This is a genomic window from Rhizobium sp. NPDC090275 (genome assembly GCF_044772225.1).
Taxonomy (GTDB): domain Bacteria; phylum Pseudomonadota; class Alphaproteobacteria; order Rhizobiales; family Rhizobiaceae; genus Rhizobium.
In genome coordinates this window covers 88,481-105,111 of sequence record NZ_JBIVYL010000014.1, presented here as the reverse complement: position 1 = coordinate 105,111, position 16,631 = coordinate 88,481, and the positions used below count along the sequence as shown (strand labels likewise).

The 16,631-nt window shown below is 61.9% G+C and carries 21 protein-coding genes; 6 read left to right on the top strand and 15 right to left on the bottom strand.

Features of this window, described 5'->3' with window-relative positions:
- Window positions 1–53 precede the first annotated feature (53 nt).
- Window positions 54–620, bottom strand: coding sequence for an acyloxyacyl hydrolase (locus ACIQUB_RS27925; RefSeq protein ID WP_018902201.1), 567 nt, complete (start codon window positions 618–620; stop codon window positions 54–56).
- A 142-nt stretch (window positions 621–762) separates the two neighbouring features.
- On the bottom strand, window positions 763–2,181 hold the full coding sequence (locus ACIQUB_RS27920) for a PLP-dependent aminotransferase family protein (protein WP_113236622.1): 1,419 nt from the start codon (window positions 2,179–2,181) through the stop codon (window positions 763–765).
- An 81-nt stretch (window positions 2,182–2,262) separates the two neighbouring features.
- On the opposite strand from ACIQUB_RS27920, the gene ACIQUB_RS27915 reads away from it, so the two are divergent.
- On the top strand, window positions 2,263–2,514 hold the full coding sequence (locus ACIQUB_RS27915; protein ID WP_113236623.1) for a DUF1127 domain-containing protein: 252 nt from the start codon (window positions 2,263–2,265) through the stop codon (window positions 2,512–2,514).
- Window positions 2,515–2,537: 23 nt separating this feature from the next.
- Here ACIQUB_RS27915 and ACIQUB_RS27910 read toward each other — a convergent pair whose 3' ends face one another.
- The 7 genes from ACIQUB_RS27910 to ACIQUB_RS27880 form a co-directional block, all read right to left on the bottom strand.
- Window positions 2,538–2,936 carry a hypothetical protein gene (locus ACIQUB_RS27910; protein ID WP_112941608.1) on the bottom strand — a complete coding sequence of 133 codons (399 nt, stop codon included), beginning with the start codon at window positions 2,934–2,936 and terminating at the stop codon, window positions 2,538–2,540.
- 48 nt (window positions 2,937–2,984) lie between these two features.
- Window positions 2,985–3,656, bottom strand: coding sequence for a phosphoribosylformylglycinamidine synthase subunit PurQ (purQ, locus tag ACIQUB_RS27905; RefSeq protein WP_113236624.1), 672 nt, complete (start codon window positions 3,654–3,656; stop codon window positions 2,985–2,987).
- Window positions 3,653–3,910 carry a hypothetical protein gene (locus tag ACIQUB_RS27900; RefSeq protein WP_113236625.1) on the bottom strand — a complete coding sequence of 86 codons (258 nt, stop codon included), beginning with the start codon at window positions 3,908–3,910 and terminating at the stop codon, window positions 3,653–3,655. The genes purQ and ACIQUB_RS27900 overlap by 4 nt, the downstream gene beginning before the upstream one ends.
- 19 nt (window positions 3,911–3,929) lie before the next feature.
- Window positions 3,930–4,172 (bottom strand): phosphoribosylformylglycinamidine synthase subunit PurS, encoded by a 243-nt coding sequence (purS, locus tag ACIQUB_RS27895; protein ID WP_018902207.1) that lies wholly within the window; start codon window positions 4,170–4,172, stop codon window positions 3,930–3,932.
- Between the two features lie 46 nt (window positions 4,173–4,218).
- The gene (gene purC, locus ACIQUB_RS27890; RefSeq protein WP_018902208.1) at window positions 4,219–4,983 is read right to left on the bottom strand and encodes a phosphoribosylaminoimidazolesuccinocarboxamide synthase; all 765 of its coding nucleotides are present in this window, start codon (window positions 4,981–4,983) and stop codon (window positions 4,219–4,221) included.
- Between the two features lie 229 nt (window positions 4,984–5,212).
- Window positions 5,213–7,444, bottom strand: coding sequence for a putative bifunctional diguanylate cyclase/phosphodiesterase (locus tag ACIQUB_RS27885; RefSeq protein WP_402934356.1), 2,232 nt, complete (start codon window positions 7,442–7,444; stop codon window positions 5,213–5,215).
- A gap of 402 nt (window positions 7,445–7,846) precedes the next feature.
- Window positions 7,847–8,401: an alpha/beta hydrolase gene (locus ACIQUB_RS27880; protein ID WP_026283685.1), complete on the bottom strand. Its 555-nt coding sequence runs from the start codon at window positions 8,399–8,401 to the stop codon at window positions 7,847–7,849.
- Window positions 8,402–8,555: 154 nt separating this feature from the next.
- Here ACIQUB_RS27880 and ACIQUB_RS27875 point away from each other — a divergent pair, with 154 nt between their 5' ends.
- A complete protein-coding gene (locus tag ACIQUB_RS27875) occupies window positions 8,556–9,359 on the top strand; it encodes a DUF2189 domain-containing protein (RefSeq protein ID WP_113236627.1) in 804 nt (267 codons plus the stop codon).
- A gap of 71 nt (window positions 9,360–9,430) precedes the next feature.
- Window positions 9,431–9,931, top strand: coding sequence for a low affinity iron permease family protein (locus ACIQUB_RS27870; RefSeq protein WP_289726509.1), 501 nt, complete (start codon window positions 9,431–9,433; stop codon window positions 9,929–9,931).
- 9 nt (window positions 9,932–9,940) lie between these two features.
- Here the strand turns inward: ACIQUB_RS27870 and purB are convergent, their stop codons facing one another.
- The 4 genes from purB to ACIQUB_RS27850 form a co-directional block, all read right to left on the bottom strand.
- Complete coding sequence (purB, locus tag ACIQUB_RS27865; RefSeq protein WP_113236629.1) at window positions 9,941–11,248, bottom strand: adenylosuccinate lyase; 1,308 nt, start codon at window positions 11,246–11,248, stop codon at window positions 9,941–9,943.
- Window positions 11,249–11,330: 82 nt separating this feature from the next.
- A complete protein-coding gene (locus tag ACIQUB_RS27860; RefSeq protein WP_402934290.1) occupies window positions 11,331–11,819 on the bottom strand; it encodes a hypothetical protein in 489 nt (162 codons plus the stop codon).
- A 37-nt stretch (window positions 11,820–11,856) separates the two neighbouring features.
- On the bottom strand, window positions 11,857–12,534 hold the full coding sequence (gene rpe, locus ACIQUB_RS27855) for a ribulose-phosphate 3-epimerase (protein WP_113236630.1): 678 nt from the start codon (window positions 12,532–12,534) through the stop codon (window positions 11,857–11,859).
- Window positions 12,535–12,573: 39 nt separating this feature from the next.
- Window positions 12,574–13,656 (bottom strand): branched-chain amino acid ABC transporter substrate-binding protein, encoded by a 1,083-nt coding sequence (locus ACIQUB_RS27850; RefSeq protein ID WP_402934289.1) that lies wholly within the window; start codon window positions 13,654–13,656, stop codon window positions 12,574–12,576.
- Here ACIQUB_RS27850 and ACIQUB_RS27845 point away from each other — a divergent pair.
- The 3 genes from ACIQUB_RS27845 to ACIQUB_RS27835 are packed head-to-tail and all read left to right on the top strand — an operon-like array spanning window position 13,655 to window position 14,646.
- Window positions 13,655–13,816 carry a hypothetical protein gene (locus ACIQUB_RS27845; RefSeq protein ID WP_155947887.1) on the top strand — a complete coding sequence of 54 codons (162 nt, stop codon included), beginning with the start codon at window positions 13,655–13,657 and terminating at the stop codon, window positions 13,814–13,816. The genes ACIQUB_RS27850 and ACIQUB_RS27845 overlap by 2 nt on opposite strands.
- Before the next feature lie 4 nt (window positions 13,817–13,820).
- Window positions 13,821–14,315 carry a flavin reductase gene (locus tag ACIQUB_RS27840; protein ID WP_113236632.1) on the top strand — a complete coding sequence of 165 codons (495 nt, stop codon included), beginning with the start codon at window positions 13,821–13,823 and terminating at the stop codon, window positions 14,313–14,315.
- Between the two features lie 13 nt (window positions 14,316–14,328).
- The gene (locus tag ACIQUB_RS27835) at window positions 14,329–14,646 is read left to right on the top strand and encodes a TfoX/Sxy family protein (protein ID WP_113236633.1); all 318 of its coding nucleotides are present in this window, start codon (window positions 14,329–14,331) and stop codon (window positions 14,644–14,646) included.
- Between the two features lie 25 nt (window positions 14,647–14,671).
- On the opposite strand, the gene ACIQUB_RS27830 is transcribed toward ACIQUB_RS27835, so the two are convergent.
- Entirely contained in the window at window positions 14,672–15,091 is a 420-nt protein-coding gene (locus ACIQUB_RS27830) for an NUDIX domain-containing protein (protein WP_113236634.1), read from the bottom strand.
- A gap of 4 nt (window positions 15,092–15,095) precedes the next feature.
- Complete coding sequence (locus tag ACIQUB_RS27825) at window positions 15,096–16,610, bottom strand: DEAD/DEAH box helicase (protein ID WP_018902221.1); 1,515 nt, start codon at window positions 16,608–16,610, stop codon at window positions 15,096–15,098.
- Window positions 16,611–16,631 lie beyond the last annotated feature (21 nt).

Here is a 16,631-nt window from a genome sequence, read left to right as displayed (position 1 = left end):
AAAAAAGCCCGCTGTTCACAGAGAGCGGGCTTCGGAGTGCAATATCGGGAAGTTTAGAACTTGTAGCCGACCTGGATGCCGGCGCGCGTCATGCCGTTGTTCGGTCCGTCGCAGAGATTTGCGTGCGAGGAATGGGCAACCTGCGCCATGACATTCCAGTGCGCGTCGAAGCGATAACCGGCGCCGACATATTCGTGGAAGAGGAAGCGACAGCCGAGATCGGGGCCATCGGCGCTGTTATCGAGATCGCCATTGTGCCAGACACCGCCGAAGCCGGCTTCGGCGAAGACCTTTTCATTGAAGTTCACGGTCCAGGCCAAGCCGCCGAATATCTGCGTGGCTTCGCCTGACGTGCCGATCGAGGTGCCGAGGTTCAGGCGCGGACGCGCCAGCGTCTGCTTCCAGTCCGTTGCCGTATCCTGGCCGAATGGGTCGAAGAAAACCGTGACTTCGGGGAAGACGCCATCTTCGTGGCTGTGGCCGCCCTGGATCGACGCCGAGGCGCCAAAGCGCAGTTCGTCGAAGATCTTTTCATCCGCATGGGCCGAGACCGGCAGGAGCGAGATGTTTGCAAGAAGAGCCGCGAGGAGTAGTCCGCGGCCAGTCGATGCCGATGCCATGCTGTTCATTGTCATGCGCCGCCTTTGGTGCCGGCGCAGATCGCCGTCCTCACCGTAATTGGTAGCATGCAAATCGATTCGGTAAAGCGGACAGACGCTGAAAGCCCTAGATTTTAACGGGTGCGGCTGATCTGCAACAAGTCTAGACCTCACCGTCGTATCCGGCGCCGCCACTTTCAAGCAGGCGTCGAACTGTCATCAAACCTGCAACCATTTCCCCTCTGTCCTTGGGGGAGGAGAAGCTGATGCGCACGCGGTGGTAGACCTTGTCGGTGCGCGCCGCCTTGAACTCGTCTTCGTCGTCGATCAGCACGCCGTCGCGGAAGGCGGCGTTCTTGAAGGTGCCCGAGAGCCAGGGATCGGGAAGCTTCAGCCAGATGAACGGCACATGCGGATGCGAGACGAAATCGAAACCCTGAAGTGTTTCGCGTGCCAGCCGCTCGCGCCCTGAAAGCTCGGTGATGCAGGCCTCGCGGATATCATGCGCTTCTCCGCTCTCGACGAGCCGGGCGCAGGCTTCGGCCAGAATGAAGGGCAGACCGCCGGTGATCATCTTGTGGGTGACCTTGATGCGCTGCGCGAAATGCGGCGGGCAGGCGACCCAGCCGCCACGGATGCCGGCGGCCACCGATTTCGAAAGACCGCTGATCAGGAAGGTACGATCGGGCGCCAGCGAGGCGAGCAGCGGGTTTTCGTCGCCGGTCATGCCGCCATAGAGATCATCCTCGATCAGCCAGACCCCATGTCTTCGCGCGATCTCGGCGATCTTGGCGCGCCGCTCATGCGGCATGGTTGATAGCGTCGGGTTGTGGGCTGTCGGCATCAGGAAGGCGAGCTTCGGGTGCTGCTGCGAGCATAGCCGCTCGAAATCATCGGGAATGACGCCATGCTCGTCGGAATCGACCGTGATGGTCCGCCGGCCAAGGATGCGGGCGCTGCGGCTCACCTGCGTATAGCTGAGGTTCTCGAAGACGATCTTGTCGCCGGGCGATGATATGGCCGAGATCACCGCGATGGCAGCCGCGTGCGCGCCGAGCGTGGGGACGATGTTTTCGGTGTCGGGCGCCCAGTCGTTGCGCGACAGCCAGCGGCGTCCTGCCTCATACCAGTTTTTCGGGAAGACGCGTGAATAGGAGGAGATCTCGGCAAGCTGCTGCTCGCCGATATCGGCAAGGATGCGGCCGATGGCTTTGCCCTGGCCAAGATCAGGAGCCGCCGTCGTGTCGAAGCGGATCTTTCCCGATGGAGCGTCGATTGTCCTGGTGCCGCCGAGCGCAATCGTCAGCGGATCGGGCTGATTGCCCGGTGCCGTCTCTGCCCGGTCCAGCACATAGGTGCCGCGCCCGACTTCGCCCGCCACTAGGCCACGTTCGTGCACCAGTGCGTAGGCACGGCCGATTGTGCCGATTGTCACGCCGATATCATAAGCCAGATTGCGCTGCGGCGGCAGCTTGCTGCCTGCGGGCAGGGCGCCGCTGGCGATGGCGGATTCGATATTGTCCGCGAGACGCAGATAGACCGGGCCGGAACCGCGCGAGAGATCAGGGAGCCAATTTGTCATGATGACAATTTCCTAGATTGTCACCCTCGTCCTGTCAAGTCTATCAGGGTGAACGCATACAATCAGCGATCGGATAGTGAGATGTCAGTAGCGCCGGACTTCAGGAGAGACAATCGGCTCCATCAAGCCGAACAATTCCGCGATACGCCGAGGTTCAACCGGCACGATGTGTGGGCCGCTCTCGGCCGCGTTTGGGACAAGGTCGCGCTCTGGCAGCAGAAGCGGGCCAGCCGGCGCGTGCTCAGGGATTTGACGGATACAGAACTCCTCGACATCGGCATCAGCAGGGCCGATGCCGGCAAGGAAGTCGGCAAGTCGTTCTTCTGGGATTGAGGCTGTGCGAGCCTGAGGCTGGCTTAGCTGCAGCTCTTGTTGCCGCCGGCCCAGCGCGTGACATCGCCAGCGATCCGCGGGCGTGCCGGGCTGTCCATCATCGGGCCGAAGGCGTCGAGCTTGGAAGGGTTGCCTTCCGCCTGGACTACCAGCAGCGGCCGGCTTTCCGGGCTGCCCTTGTGGACGACGAGAATGCGCGGACGGCCTGAGAAGGAGTTGAGCTCCGGCGCCAGCTTGTAGGCGGCAAACGCCGCGTCGCCCGACTTGAACCAGCAATTGTTGGCGGCTACCGCCACACGTTCCATGGTCGACAGCGCGCTGCGGTCCTGGCTGGGTGCCGGTGTCTTGGATTGGCAAGACGCAACCAGTGCCGCGGTCGCGGCAATGGCGAGGACATGTGTCAGGGGAAGGTGAGGGCGCATCGATCTTGCTCCAGTGGACCGGATGAATGGCCTCATATCCGTTTAAGGTTAAGCAGCGATTACGTCGAGCGCGGAAGCGAACAACGCCCGGCCGTCGGAACCGCCATGGGCTGCCTCGATCAGGTTTTCCGGATGCGGCATCATGCCGAGCACGTTGCCGCCCTCGTTCATGACGGCTGCGATGTCGTTCAGCGAGCCGTTCGGGTTGGTGCCCTCGGCGTAGCGGAAGACCACCTGGCCGTTGCCTTCGATCTTCGCCAGCGTCTCGGCGTCGGCGAAGTAGTTGCCGTCGTGATGGGCGACCGGGCAACGGATGATCTGGCCCTTGGCATAAGCGCGGGTGAAATCCGTCTCGGCATTCGCGACTTCAAGCTTGATCTCGCGGCAGACGAACTTCAGCGAGGAATTGCGCATCAGCGCGCCCGGAAGCAGGCCGGATTCGACGAGGATCTGGAAGCCGTTGCAGACGCCCAGAACCTTCACACCCTTGTTGGCCTTCTCAATGATCGCCTGCATGACCGGCATGCGCGCCGCGATCGCGCCGCAGCGCAGATAGTCGCCATAGGAGAATCCACCAGGAATGACGATCAGATCGACATCGGGGATATCGGTCTCCGTCTGCCAGATCGTCACCGGCGTCTGGCCGGAGATCTTGGTGAGAGCGGCGATCATGTCACGATCGCGATTGAGGCCCGGAAGCTGAACGACGGCGGATTTCATGGGTGTGGTTCAAACCTTGCTTGTGCTTCTGCGAGTTCTCGAAGTTCGAGACGGTTTTCGATGCGTTCGAGGCGTTGGTCGTGACGGTCGAGCACGCTGTAGATGTTGTGGATGTCGTGATGCATGGACACTATCGTTCCGCGCATCGCGTTCATCTCTTCCTTCAATCCGCGCTGGCCGAATTTCAGCTCAGCAATGTCTGCATGCACGCGCTTCAGAAGTTCATACACCAGTTCACTGCTGATTTCAGCCATCGGACAATCTCCGCAACCACTAGTCGAGAGAAATAGTATAGTTCTCGATAACGGTGTTGGCGAGGAGTTTTTCGCACATGGCCTTGATGTCGCCTTCGGCCTTGGCCTTGTCGGTGCCTTCGACTTCGACGTCGAATACCTTGCCCTGGCGGACATGGCCGACGCCGTCGAAGCCCAGCGCGCCGAGCGCGCCTTCGATGGCCTTGCCCTGCGGATCGAGAACGCCGTTTTTCAGCGTGACGGTTACACGAGCCTTGATCACTTTGTCTTCCCTGCCTTTTTAGCGAATGTCTTGCTTAGCCGTTATGTTACTTGACGAGAACAGGACCGGTGCCGCGCACAGGCTCGTTCTCGTTGATGATGCCGAGGCGGCGCGCCACTTCCGAATAGGCTTCGAGAAGGCCACCCATGTCGCGACGGAATCGGTCCTTGTCCATCTTTTCCTGGGTGTCGATGTCCCAGAGACGGCAGCTGTCCGGCGAGATTTCGTCGGCGAGGATGATGCGCATCATGTCGCCTTCATAGAGGCGGCCGCATTCGATCTTGAAGTCGACGAGCTGGATGCCGACGCCCAAGAACAGGCCGGTCATGAAGTCGTTGACGCGGATCGCCAGCGCCATGATGTCGTCGAGCTCGGCGGGGTTTGCCCAACCGAATGCGGTGATGTGCTCTTCGGAAACCATCGGGTCTTCGAGCGCGTCCGACTTGTAGTAGAACTCGATGATCGAGCGCGGCAGGACCACGCCTTCCTCGATGCCCAGGCGCTTGGCCAGCGAGCCGGCGGCGACATTGCGCACGACGATCTCAAGCGGGATCATCTCGACTTCGCGGATCAACTGCTCGCGCATGTTGAGGCGGCGGATGAAGTGCGTGGGAATGCCGATCTTGTTCAGATGGTTGAAGATGAACTCGCAGATGCGGTTGTTCAGAACGCCCTTGCCATCGATGACTTCGTGCTTCTTCTTGTTGAAGGCGGTGGCGTCGTCCTTGAAGAACTGGATCAGCGTGCCTGGCTCGGGTCCCTCATACAGAATCTTGGCCTTGCCCTCGTAAATACGGCGGCGACGGTTCATTGCGATTGTTCTCTTGTCGTTGGCGCTCTTGGGATTAGCGCGAGTGGATCGATCTCGTGGCGTCCCCATAAAGGAAAAGCGAGGGTTTCACAATCCGCCTGTCACTCCTTCCCCGGATTCCGGTCTTCCGGAGCACCGATGCGAGAATCGAATGTCTAAGAAATGCATCCTACCCCGTTTCCCGGCTTAACAAAACGACCGCAGGTTCATGCCGGGGTTTTGCAGTGTTTTATTTGGAGGCGGTCGCCTTGCTCGGGTTGCGTGGCGTCGGCGTATGGGCGGCAGATGCCGCCTGGCGCCAGCTGGCGGCACGCACGAAGGAGGGGATCTGCATTGCCGGCATCGGGCGGGCCAGCGCATAGCCCTGCAGCACGTCGCAGCCGAGGTCGCCCAGGATACGCGCGTGCTCCATGGTCTCGACACCTTCGGCCGTCACCAGGATGCTCAAGGAGCGGCCGATTTCGATGATCGAGCGGACGAGCTTGCGCTGCTCGGACGAGGTCGGCAGCATGCGGATCAGTTCGCGGTCGATCTTCAGCGTCTTCGGGCTCAGCCTGAGCAGGCTGACGATCGAGGCGTGGCCGGTGCCGAAATCGTCGATCTCGATGTCGATGCCGAGGCGGCGGAACTGGCGGAGATTGGCGATGACGGCGTCGTCGCAATCATCGAGCGAAATGGATTCCAGAAGCTCGAAGGCGATGGTTCCAGGCACGATCTTCAGCGCCCGCAGCTTCTTGCCGAGCGCCGGATCGTCAAGTCTCCGGGAGGAGACATTGACCGCGATCTTTGGAATTACGATGCCTTCGCTTTCCCATGCGGCGCGATCGACAAGCGCCTGCTCCAGAATGACGCCGTCGATGGTCGCCACGACGTTGATGTCCTCGGCGATGTCGAGGAAGCGATCGGGGGCCAGCAGGCCGTGTTCGCGGTGCTGCCAACGGGCAAGCGTTTCGACGCCGGTTACGTCAAGCGTGCGGGCGTCGAATTGCGGTTGATAGAAGGGGACGAATTCGCGCCGCTCGAGGCCGATCAGGATATCGTCGGCCAATCGCTTGCTGGCGATCACCTGGCGGCGCGCGTCCTTGGAGAAGAACTCGTGCCGGTTCCTGCCGCCGCTCTTGGCGCGATAGAGCGCGATGTCGGCGTTGAGCAGGAGCTGCTTGCCATCGAGCATCGGGCCGCTGTCGGTGGCGATGCCGACGCTGGCGCCGAAGCGGCATTCGTGATGCTCGTAGCGGATCGGACGGCTGAGTTCGCGCACGATGCGCTCGGCCATGTTGGAGATCTTCTTCGGCGTCACATCGAGTGCGCAGAGCACCACGAATTCGTCGCCGCCGATGCGGGCCACGAAATCGCCCGGCCGAACGGTTTCGGTCAGCACAGATGCTGCGTGCTTCAGCATGGCGTCGCCGGCGCGGTGGCCGAGCGTGTCGTTGATCTGCTTGAAACGGTCGAGATCGATGTGCAGCACAGCGAGCGTATCGTCGCCGGTGCTTGCTCTCGTCGAATATTCTTCCAGCTTGCGGTCGAGGTAGCGCCGGTTCGGCAGCCCGGTCAAAAAGTCATGGAGGGCGAGATGCTCGATGCTCTCCTTGGCCGCCTCGAGTTCGCGGTTGTGGGCCTCAGCGAGGTCCTTGGCGCGCTGGAGTTCGGCGTTGAGCGCCACTTCCTCGGTCACATCCCAATTGGCGCCGATCAGCTTGCGGTGGCCGTTGCCGTCGATGAAGAAGGCCGCCTTGGCGCGGATGACGCGTTCGGCACCGTCGCCACGTATGATCCTGAATTCGTGCTGGAAGCCCGACTGGCGCTCGATGTTCTCCGCCACCGTCGCCTGCACCCTGTCCCGGTCGTCGGGATGCAGCGTTTCGGTCCAGACGTCGCCCTGCGAGGCGCGTGTCGGGTTCGTGATGCCGTAGATCCACAACAAGCGTGCGTCCCATTCGACAGTGCCGGCATCGAGATCGGATTCGAACACGCCGATCCCCGAGATGTCGAGCGCAAGATCAAGCCGCCGCGACATGTGCGCCAGCCGCTCTTCACCTTCCTTGCGGGCGGTGATGTCGGTGTCGGTGCCGACGAGGCGGGCAGGGGCGCCGTTTTCGTCCCATTCGACGCAGGCGCCGCGGCATTCGATCCAGATCCAGTGGCCGTTCCGATGCCGCTCGCGATATTCGAAGACACGGAAGTTGGGGTCTCCGGCGTTCTGCCGGTCGATCGCCTCAATCACGAAAGCGCGGTCGTCGGGATGGATCAGCGCGATCCAGGCGTCGTAGTCTCCATCCGCCTCTTCGTCGGGCGCCATGCCGCGCATGGTCTTCCACGTTTCGGAGTAATAGCGCGTTCCAAGCTTGAGGTTGTGATCCCACACGCCGAGATCCGAGCCGACTAGCGCGTAGTTCCAGCGGCTCTCGCGCTCGACCAGCGCGTCGGTCTCGCGTTCGGAAACATTCGCTGAAGCGATGCTGTCACCGCTTTTGCTCGAACCAACCGTCTGATCAGGCCTCTTCTTGGTCAATGCTCGCACTCGCTCGTCTGGCGTGTGTCAATTTGCTTATATTTGAATTAAGCCGAGCTTAATATCGGAGCAAACTTATTGCGCTGTCCAGTGCTCCCAAAGTCGTGCTCTCGGTCACATGCATCCGGCGGAGCAATCGCGGCGATGTCATTTGCCACGGCGGCACAACGCCCGCAAAATAGCTGTTCGGTGTTTTCCGCCCTATATGATGGGTATGGAGGAAAAACCATGGCTCAGGATTGGCCAATGTTCATCATGCAATGCGTCGTGCTCGCGGCGTTCGCGAGCGTGTTTTTCGTGCGCGGCGAGGGCGACTGAGTTCTATCCGCGTGGAGATGCGAGCGCGTTCTAGCCCTTCAGACGGCTGAGGAACTGCGCGAAGACCATCGTGCCCTCAGGCCACGGCCCGTGACCGGAATCGGCGTTGATGTGACCGGACTCTCCCGCATCCACCAGCAATGAGCCCCAGCTTGCGGCGATCTCGTCGGCATGCTCGTAAGTGCCGAAGGGATCGTTGCGGCTGGCGACCGTGACGCTCGGGAACGGCAAGGGCTCGCGCGGGTAGGGGCCGAAGGTCATCAGGTGCTTCGGGCGGATGTCGGGGTTGGTGACATCAGGCGGCGCCACCAGGAAGGCGCCGGCGACCGGTTTCTCGAATTGCGGGATCGCATGCAGAAGCGACGGCACGCCGAGCGAGTGGGCGACAAGCACCACCGGGCGGGTCGATTTATTGACTTCCTCGGCAATCCGCGCGGCCCAATCCTCGCGCACGGGCTTGGACCACTCCGCCTGTTCGACGCGGCGCGCGGTGCTGAGTTTCGCCTCCCAGCGGCTCTGCCAGTGGTCGGGGCCGGAGTTGGTGTAACCGGGGATGATGAGGATTTCGGCGTCTGAAGCTTTCATGGTGCCGCCGATGTGAGAAGGCGCGGCGATAAAGTCAAGGGAAAGCAGGACAGCTCGGCCAATTTTTGTTATGTTAGCGCATTGCCGGTCGCGTTCGATGTCGGCACCGCCGATGCTTTCGCCGCTGGCCTCAATGGCTGAGGAGGAGAAAGCCATGACGGCATTTCACGTCATGTCCGGCGCGGACGATGTCTATTCGCGCCCGGTCATCAATAAAATTGGCCTTGCCGACGTCTTCAACGCCATCCGGCTCGGTATGGCGGATTTCAGGGAAAAACCATCGCATTACGTGTTCCTGTGCCTGATGTATCCGATCGCGGGCATTTTTCTTGCGGTCGCCACGTCGAGCGCCAATCTGCTGCCGATGATCTTTCCGCTGATAGCGGGCTTCGCCCTGATCGGGCCGCTGGCCGCCATTGGTCTCTATGAGATCAGCAGGCGGCGGGAGGCTGGGATGGACAGTTCCTGGCGGCACGCCATGGAAGTGACGCGGTCGCCGGCCTTTCCTTCGATCGTCACCGGCGGGCTGATGCTGTTTGCCTTCTTCGTCGTCTGGCTGGTGGCCGCGCAGACGCTCTATCTCAATGTGCTGAGCGACGTGTTCCCGCGCTCGATGTCAGCCTTCTTTTCCGAGATTTTCGGCACAACGGAAGGCATGCAGCTGATCATCTGGGGCAACCTGATCGGGTTCGGCTTTGCGCTGATCGTGCTGGCGACGACCGTCGTTACCTTTCCGATCCTGCTCGACCGCGACATCGGCCTCGTGGCCGCCATGGAGACGTCGCTGCGGGCGACGTTCGCCAATCCGGTTCCAGTCCTGTGCTGGGGGCTGATCGTCGCGGTGTCGCTTGCCGTCGCCACCATCCCACTCTTCGTCGGGCTGGCGCTGGTGATGCCGATCCTCGGTCATTCGACCTGGCACCTCTATCGCAAGCTGGTGGCGCCGCCGATCGTATGACCGGATGATCCACCACGGAACACAATGCCTTCCTTGGAGTTTGACTGGTGCAAGCTTTGAGGGAGGCAAACATGGCAGACACGCAGCATATCTTCATGCGCTTTTCGGCGAAGACGTCGGAATGGGCGGGCAAGCCCGTGACCTTCGTCCTTGCTCTGATCCTGGTGATCCTCTGGGCCGTGACGGGGCCGTTCTTCGATTATTCCGAGACGTGGCAGCTGGTGATCAACACCGGCACGACGATCATCACCTTTCTCATGGTGTTCGTGCTGCAGAACGCCCAGACGCGCGATACGCGCGCCATCCAGGCGAAGCTCGACGAACTGATCCTGACGAGCCATGCAGAGAACCGGTTCATCGGTATCGAGAACCTCGACGAGGACGACCTGAAGCATCTCGATCGGCTGGTGGCCAAGGCTGCGAAGGGCGGGCAGGCGGAGAAGCAGGCGGCGGCCGATGCCGCGCCGAAATCTACGAAGACGGCTACCGCCGTGCGCAAGAAGATCGATGCCGCGCGTTCACAGAAGGACAAACGAAAAGCGGCGCCCCGAAAGGCGCCGCAGAAGAGTTGATCAGGTCGATCAGCTATTGGCGAAGACCCGATTGAAGATCGTGTCGACGTGCTTGGTGTGGTAGCCGAGGTCGAACTTCTCGCGGATTTCCTCTTCCGACAGAGCGGCGCGCACTTCGGCGTCGGCAAGCAGTTCCTCGAGGAAGTCGGCGCCCTTTTCCCAGACCTTCATGGCGTTGCGCTGTACCAGACGGTAGCTGTCCTCGCGGGACACGCCGGCCTGGGTGAGCGCCAGAAGCACGCGCTGGCTCATGACCAGTCCCTTGAACTGGTTCATGTTGCGCAGCATGTTTTCAGGATAGATCACCAGCTTCTCGATGACGCCGGCCAGACGGTTCAGCGCGAAATCCAGCGTGATCGTCGTGTCTGGGCCGATGGTGCGCTCGACGCTCGAATGACTGATGTCGCGCTCATGCCAGAGAGCGACATTTTCCATGGCCGGGACAACCGACATGCGCACGAGGCGGGCGAGGCCCGTCAGGTTTTCGGTGAGTACGGGGTTGCGCTTGTGCGGCATGGCCGACGAGCCCTTCTGGCCAGGGGAGAAGAACTCCTCGGCTTCGAGCACTTCGGTGCGCTGCATGTGGCGGATTTCGATGGCGACGTTTTCGATCGACGAGGCGATGACGCCGAGCGTCGCGAAGAACATCGCGTGACGGTCGCGCGGAATGACCTGGGTCGAGATCGGCTCGGCGGCGAGGCCGAGCTGCTCGCACACGTATTCCTCGACGCTCGGGTCGATATTGGCGAAGGTGCCGACAGCGCCCGAGATCGCGCCGGTCGCGACTTCGGCACGGGCGGCGACCAGACGATCGCGGTTGCGCTTCATTTCAGCGTAGAAGCGCGCGAAGGTCAGACCCATCGTGGTCGGCTCGGCGTGGATGCCGTGGCTGCGGCCGATGCGGACCGTGTCCTTGTGCTCGAAGGCGCGGGTCTTCAGTGCTGCGAGAACGCGGTCCATATCGGCAAGCAGAAGGTCGGCTGCGCGCACAAGCTGGATGTTGAAGGTGGTGTCCAGCACGTCGGAAGAGGTCATGCCCTGATGGACGAAGCGGCTGTCGGGGCCGATGAATTCGGCGAGGTGCGTCAGGAAGGCGATGACGTCGTGCTTGGTGACGGCTTCGATCTCGTCGATGCGGGCGACGTTGAATTCGGCGACCGAACCCTTTTCCCAGATGGTGCGCGCGGATTCCTGCGGGATGACGCCGAGGTTGGCGAGCGCGGTGCAGGCATGAGCCTCGATCTCGAACCAGATACGGAACTTGGTTTCGGGCGACCAGATGGCGACCATTTCAGGTCGGGAGTAGCGCGGGATCATGGCTTCCTGCTTTCGTTCGTAAGGAATGTTGGCGTTCTAAAGGGGAATGTTGGCGCCCGTGTAGCAAAGACGCGCGGCAATCTCAACGCATGCGTTTCGCAAGCGCGAAACTCGTTGCCAGCAGGCAGACGAGCCCGAGGGGGACGAAGAGCCGCAAACCGAGCACCATGAACTGGTAGACGGAGCTCGCGCCGGTAAAGATGAGCTGGAAAAACCAGATCACAGATCCTCCCGGCGCATGCCAGCGCGAGTAGAAAACCCGGTAGTCCATCGCGAAGAGAAACGCCGTCATCAGGATGGTGCAGGCCGCAAGCGCCACGAAGAAGGCGGCGAAGCGCGTCTCGATCCGGCGCTTATGCGCGAAGAAGCGGCCGAGCATCAGCGCAAAGGGCCAGGCAAGCAGGCCGCCGGCGAAATAGAGGATCGCGAGATCACTGAGGTGGCTGGTCTCCAGGCCGTTGCGCAGATAGAGCGTGCTCATCGCCGAGGCCAGCATCTGGAGAGCCCAGAGCGGCGCGCCGATGAGCACGGCGGAGTAGGGCGGGTACGCAGCCCGAAACCGGTCTCCCATCAGCGACACGCCGCTCCCGATACTACTTTGCCCGATCTTATTTGGATTGCCCTTCAGCCGCCGTTCGGAGCGCCGAAATCGCCTGCTTGTAGGCCTCGACCGAGCCGCCCTTGAAGATGGCGGAGCCGGCGACGAGCACGTTGGCGCCCGCCTTGCCGATCATAGGCGCGGTTTCGATCGTCACACCACCGTCGACCTCGAGGTCGATCGGTCGGTCACCGATCAGCGACTTGGCGGCGGCGATCTTGTCGGCCATGGCGGGAATGAACTTCTGGCCGCCGAAACCGGGATTGACCGACATGATGAGGATCAGGTCGATATCATCCAGCACGTTTTCGAAGACGGAGAGCGGCGTTGCCGGATTGAGGGTGACGCCGACCTTCTTGCCGAGATTGCGCACGGTCTGCAGCGAGCGGTGCAGATGCGGGCCGGCCTCGGCGTGGATGGTGATCCGGTCGCAGCCGGCCTTGGCGAAGGCTTCGAGATAGTCGTCGACGGGCGCGATCATCAGGTGGCAGTCGAAGGTGGCGTCGGTGTAGGAGCGCAGCGACTTGATGACGTCGGGGCCGAAGGAAATATTGGGAACGAAGTGACCGTCCATGACGTCGAGGTGGATCCAGTCGGCGCCGGCCGCGGTCACGTCGCGCACCTCCTGGCCGAGCTTGGCGAAGTCGGCGGCCAGAACGGATGGCGCGATGCGGATGGGCTGGGTCATTGTCTCTCTCCGTTGAAGTCGCCTGGGATCAAGCAGGCTTTATTGCGCCGGCGCGTTGAAGGGGACGAATGCCCCGGAGCGCCATTGCATCAGCTGGTAAGGGTTTTGCGACAGCTCGTGGCCGGCGTCGAAGGTGATCTGGCCGAGCACGGTGTCGAAGGGCATGCCGCCGAGGTGCTGGGCGACTGGTCGCTCATCGCTTGCAGCCGCCTGCACCGCCTTGATCGCGATCTCGACCGCGGCATAGGCCGGCAGGACATAGCCTTCCGGCTCGACGCCTGCGGCGCGCAGCGCGACTTCAGCGGGCGATGCATCGGCGCGGGCGGTATAATCGGGGAGCGTCACGGCCAGCACGCCGTCGGCGAGTGGCAGCGGCTGGTCGGCTGCGCGCATTCCGTCACCGCCCATCAGGTCGAGCGCGATCTTTTCGGCCTTGGCGTCGCGGGCGATAATCGAGACGTCGCTGCGGTCGCCGCCGATGAAGACCTTGGTCGCGCCCGCTCTCTTGAGCCGGCGAACGAGTGCAATCTGCTGCTCCTGGCCGGGGCGGTATGTGTCGGTGAAGACAGGCTTCAGGCCGTTCTGCTCCAGCGCGTTGCGCACGGCTTCAGTGAGTTCGCGACCGTGGATCGTGCCGTCCTCGACGAGCGCGATGGGGCTCGATGCCCAGTCGCGCAGGATAACCTCGATGATCTTCGCGGCTTCGGCGCCATCGGCGGGCGCAAGGCGAAATAGCGGCCAGCCGTTCTTCAGCGCATCTTCCATGAGAATGCGGGAGCGCACGGAGACGGTGATAGCAGGGATGTTGGCGTCCTTCAGCTTGGGGAGCGCGCCGTCCAGCGTCTGGCTGCAGAGGAAGCCGATAGCGACCTGGACTTTGGCTGCGATCAGCGCATCGGCAACGGCGCCGCCGCTATTGTCCTCGCAGGGCTCGTTGACGGTGACGATGGTGTCTCCATCCTGGCGAATCTTCGCCTCGGCGCCGGCGACGATCTCAGCGCCCAGCGGCGCGAAACTACCCGTCTGCGGGGCGACGACGCCAATCGTCACGCCGGCTGCATGGCATTCCCCGGCTGCGACAAGCAGCAGCGGCAGAAGACCTAAGCAACGCGAGATAGTCATGAAAGATGCACGCCCCAACCGTTTATTCCTGCTCTTTTATCCGTCCGGAATGGATCGTCAAAGAAAAACGCGCGGATTGGTCGCTTTTCGGCATCGGTTTGTAGAAAAGATAACCTATGACCGTCATAATGCGCGCGAAATGCGTGTGTTCGTGGAGTGAAATTTTGTTGAGCAAGCAACCGATCGATCCCGGCCTTTACAGGGACGCGATGAGCCGCTTCGGCGGGCACGTTCAGTTGGTGACGACCGCGGTCGGCGACCAGCGGCGCGGGGTGACGATCACGGCGGCCTGCTCCGTCTCGGACAGCCCGGCGACGGTGCTGGTCTGCCTCAACAACAGCAATCCGAAGAACGAGATCTTCTTCCGCAGCGGCATCTTCGCGCTGAATACGCTCGGCGCGCATCATCAGGCGCTGGCCGACGCGTTTTCCGGGCGCACGAAGATGGAAGACGGCGATCGTTTCTCGACGGGCCGCTTCGACAAGTTGGTCACCGGCGCGCCTGTGCTGATGGACGCGCTCGCCTCCTTCGATTGCCGGGTGATGGAGATCAAGGAGATGACGACGCATCACATCATCTTCGGCGAAGTCATGGCGGTGCGGTTCGACGAGGCGAAGCCGGCGCTGTTCTACATGAACCGCGATTACTACACTCTGTAAGACGGGCACGATCATGGACGCGGCCGAAATCGAAGAGATGTTTCAGGGGCTTGGTCCCGTTACGATCAAGCGCATGTTCGGCGGCAAGGGGATCTATCACCTCGGTCGGATCATCGCGCTTGAGTTTCGCGGCGACATGCTTTTGAAGGCCGATGACGTCAGTTCGCCCGCCTTCGCCGAGGCCGGCGCCAGCCAGTGGACCTATGAGGGAAAGACCGGCAAGCCGGTGAAGATGCCGTACTGGTCGATCCCCGACGACGCCTATGACGATCCGGAGCTGATGGCGGGATGGGTGCGGCTGGCTTACGAGGCGGCGATGCGGGCGGAGTGACCGGCCGCGCTTTCCAAATGCAATTCTAGAACTGTTCCGGGCCGAGATGGCCGATGGCGGCCGCAGCAAAGGCTGAGAGCGGTTGCGGCAGATCGTTGCGCGCGAACCAGCCGAAGTCCGACAGCTTGTCGGGCTCGGTCAATGCAGGCTCACCGGTATAGTCTTCTGCGATATAGAGAAGCGAGATCCAGTGCTGGCGGTCGGCGTCGCTGATCACCTCGGTCTGGCCGAGAAGGCTGACATGGCCGATTTCAAGGCCGCTTTCTTCCTCGGCCTCGCGTTTTGCCGCCTGTTCGGCCGGCTCCATATGATCCACCTTGCCGCCCACAATGCTCCAGTGGCCGGCTTCGGGCGCCTTGACGCGCTTGTAGAGGAGGATCTTTCTGTGGCGCAGGATTACCAATCCTACGCCGAGACCCGGAAAATCAATGCCGGGGCTGCCCATGCTATCAGATCTTGGCGTTTGCCGTGATCAGCATGAAGGCGGGGATGTCGTCGCCGAAGCCAACTGGCGTCGGGCCGTCATCATGGTCGCGGTAGCGGCGGCGGTCACGATTGTCGTCGTTAGCCGGATAAGGGCGGCGGTCGCGCGCGTTGTTGTTCTGCCTGTTGTTTTCTGCTTTGCGCTCTTGCTTCACGCTTTCGACCCTTGCTGGTGCGGCTTGTACCGGTGCGGCTGCTGTTTCGATCGTCTCGACGCCATTATCCTCGGCGGCGATATCAGATTTATGACCCGAACGATTTCTGCCGCGGCCACGGTCCTTATCCCGCTCACGGCCGCCCTTGCGACGCGAGCGATCGTCGTCACGGCTCGGCTCGGCCGGCGGCAACGACGAGAGATCGCCATTGTGCCATTCGATCTTCTCACCGATCAGCTTTTCGATCGCGTCGGTGAACTTCTGGTCGCGGCTGGTGACGATGGTAAAAGCAGAGCCTGCACGGCCTGCGCGGCCGGTACGGCCGATGCGATGCACGTAGTCATCCGCGTGGATGGGCACATCGAAATTGAAGACGTGACTGACATCGGGGATGTCGAGACCACGAGCTGCGACGTCGGAAGCCACCAGAAGCTGGAGCTGGCCGTCGCGGAAATTCTGCAGCATGGTCGTGCGCGAACGCTGATCCATGTCGCCATGCAGCGCGCCGACGGAGAAGCCGTGGCGTTCCAGCGAGCGGAACAGATCGGCGACGTCCTTCTTGCGGTTGCAGAAGATGATGGCGTTCTTCAGCTCTTCCTGGGCACGGATGAGGTCGCGCAGCGTCGAACGCTTTTCGTAATCCTTGCCATGCGCCGCGACGAAGCGCTGCGTGATGGTCTTGGATGCGGAAGCGGGCTTGGCGACTTCGACGCGTTCCGGGTTCTGAAGGAAGCGGTCGGCCAGCTTCTGGATTTCCGGCGGCATGGTGGCCGAGAAGAACAGCGTCTGGCGGGTGAACGGGATCATCTTGGCGATGCGTTCGATATCGGGAATGAAGCCCATGTCGAGCATGCGGTCGGCTTCATCGATGACGAAGATTTCGACGCCGCTCATCAGCAGCTTGCCGCGCTCGAAATGGTCAAGCAGGCGGCCTGGGGTGCAGATGAGGACATCGGCGCCACGCTCGAGCTTGCGATCCTGCTCTTCGAACGAAACGCCGCCGATCAGAAGCGCGACATTGAGGCGGTGGTTCTTGCCGTATTTCTCGAAGTTCTCAGCCACCTGGGCGGCGAGTTCGCGGGTCGGCTCGAGGATTAGCGTGCGCGGCATGCGAGCGCGGGCGCGGCCCTTTTCCAGCAGCGACAGCATCGGCAGAACGAAGGAGGCGGTCTTGCCGGTGCCCGTCTGTGCGATGCCGCAAATGTCGCGGCGCTGAAGCGCAAACGGAATCGCGCCAGCCTGAATAGGTGTTGGCACCGTGTAGCCCGCGTCGGTGACAGCGGAAAGCACTTTTTGGCTCAAGCCAAGATCAGCAAATGTCGTCAAAGGGAAAACTGTTTCCGTTCC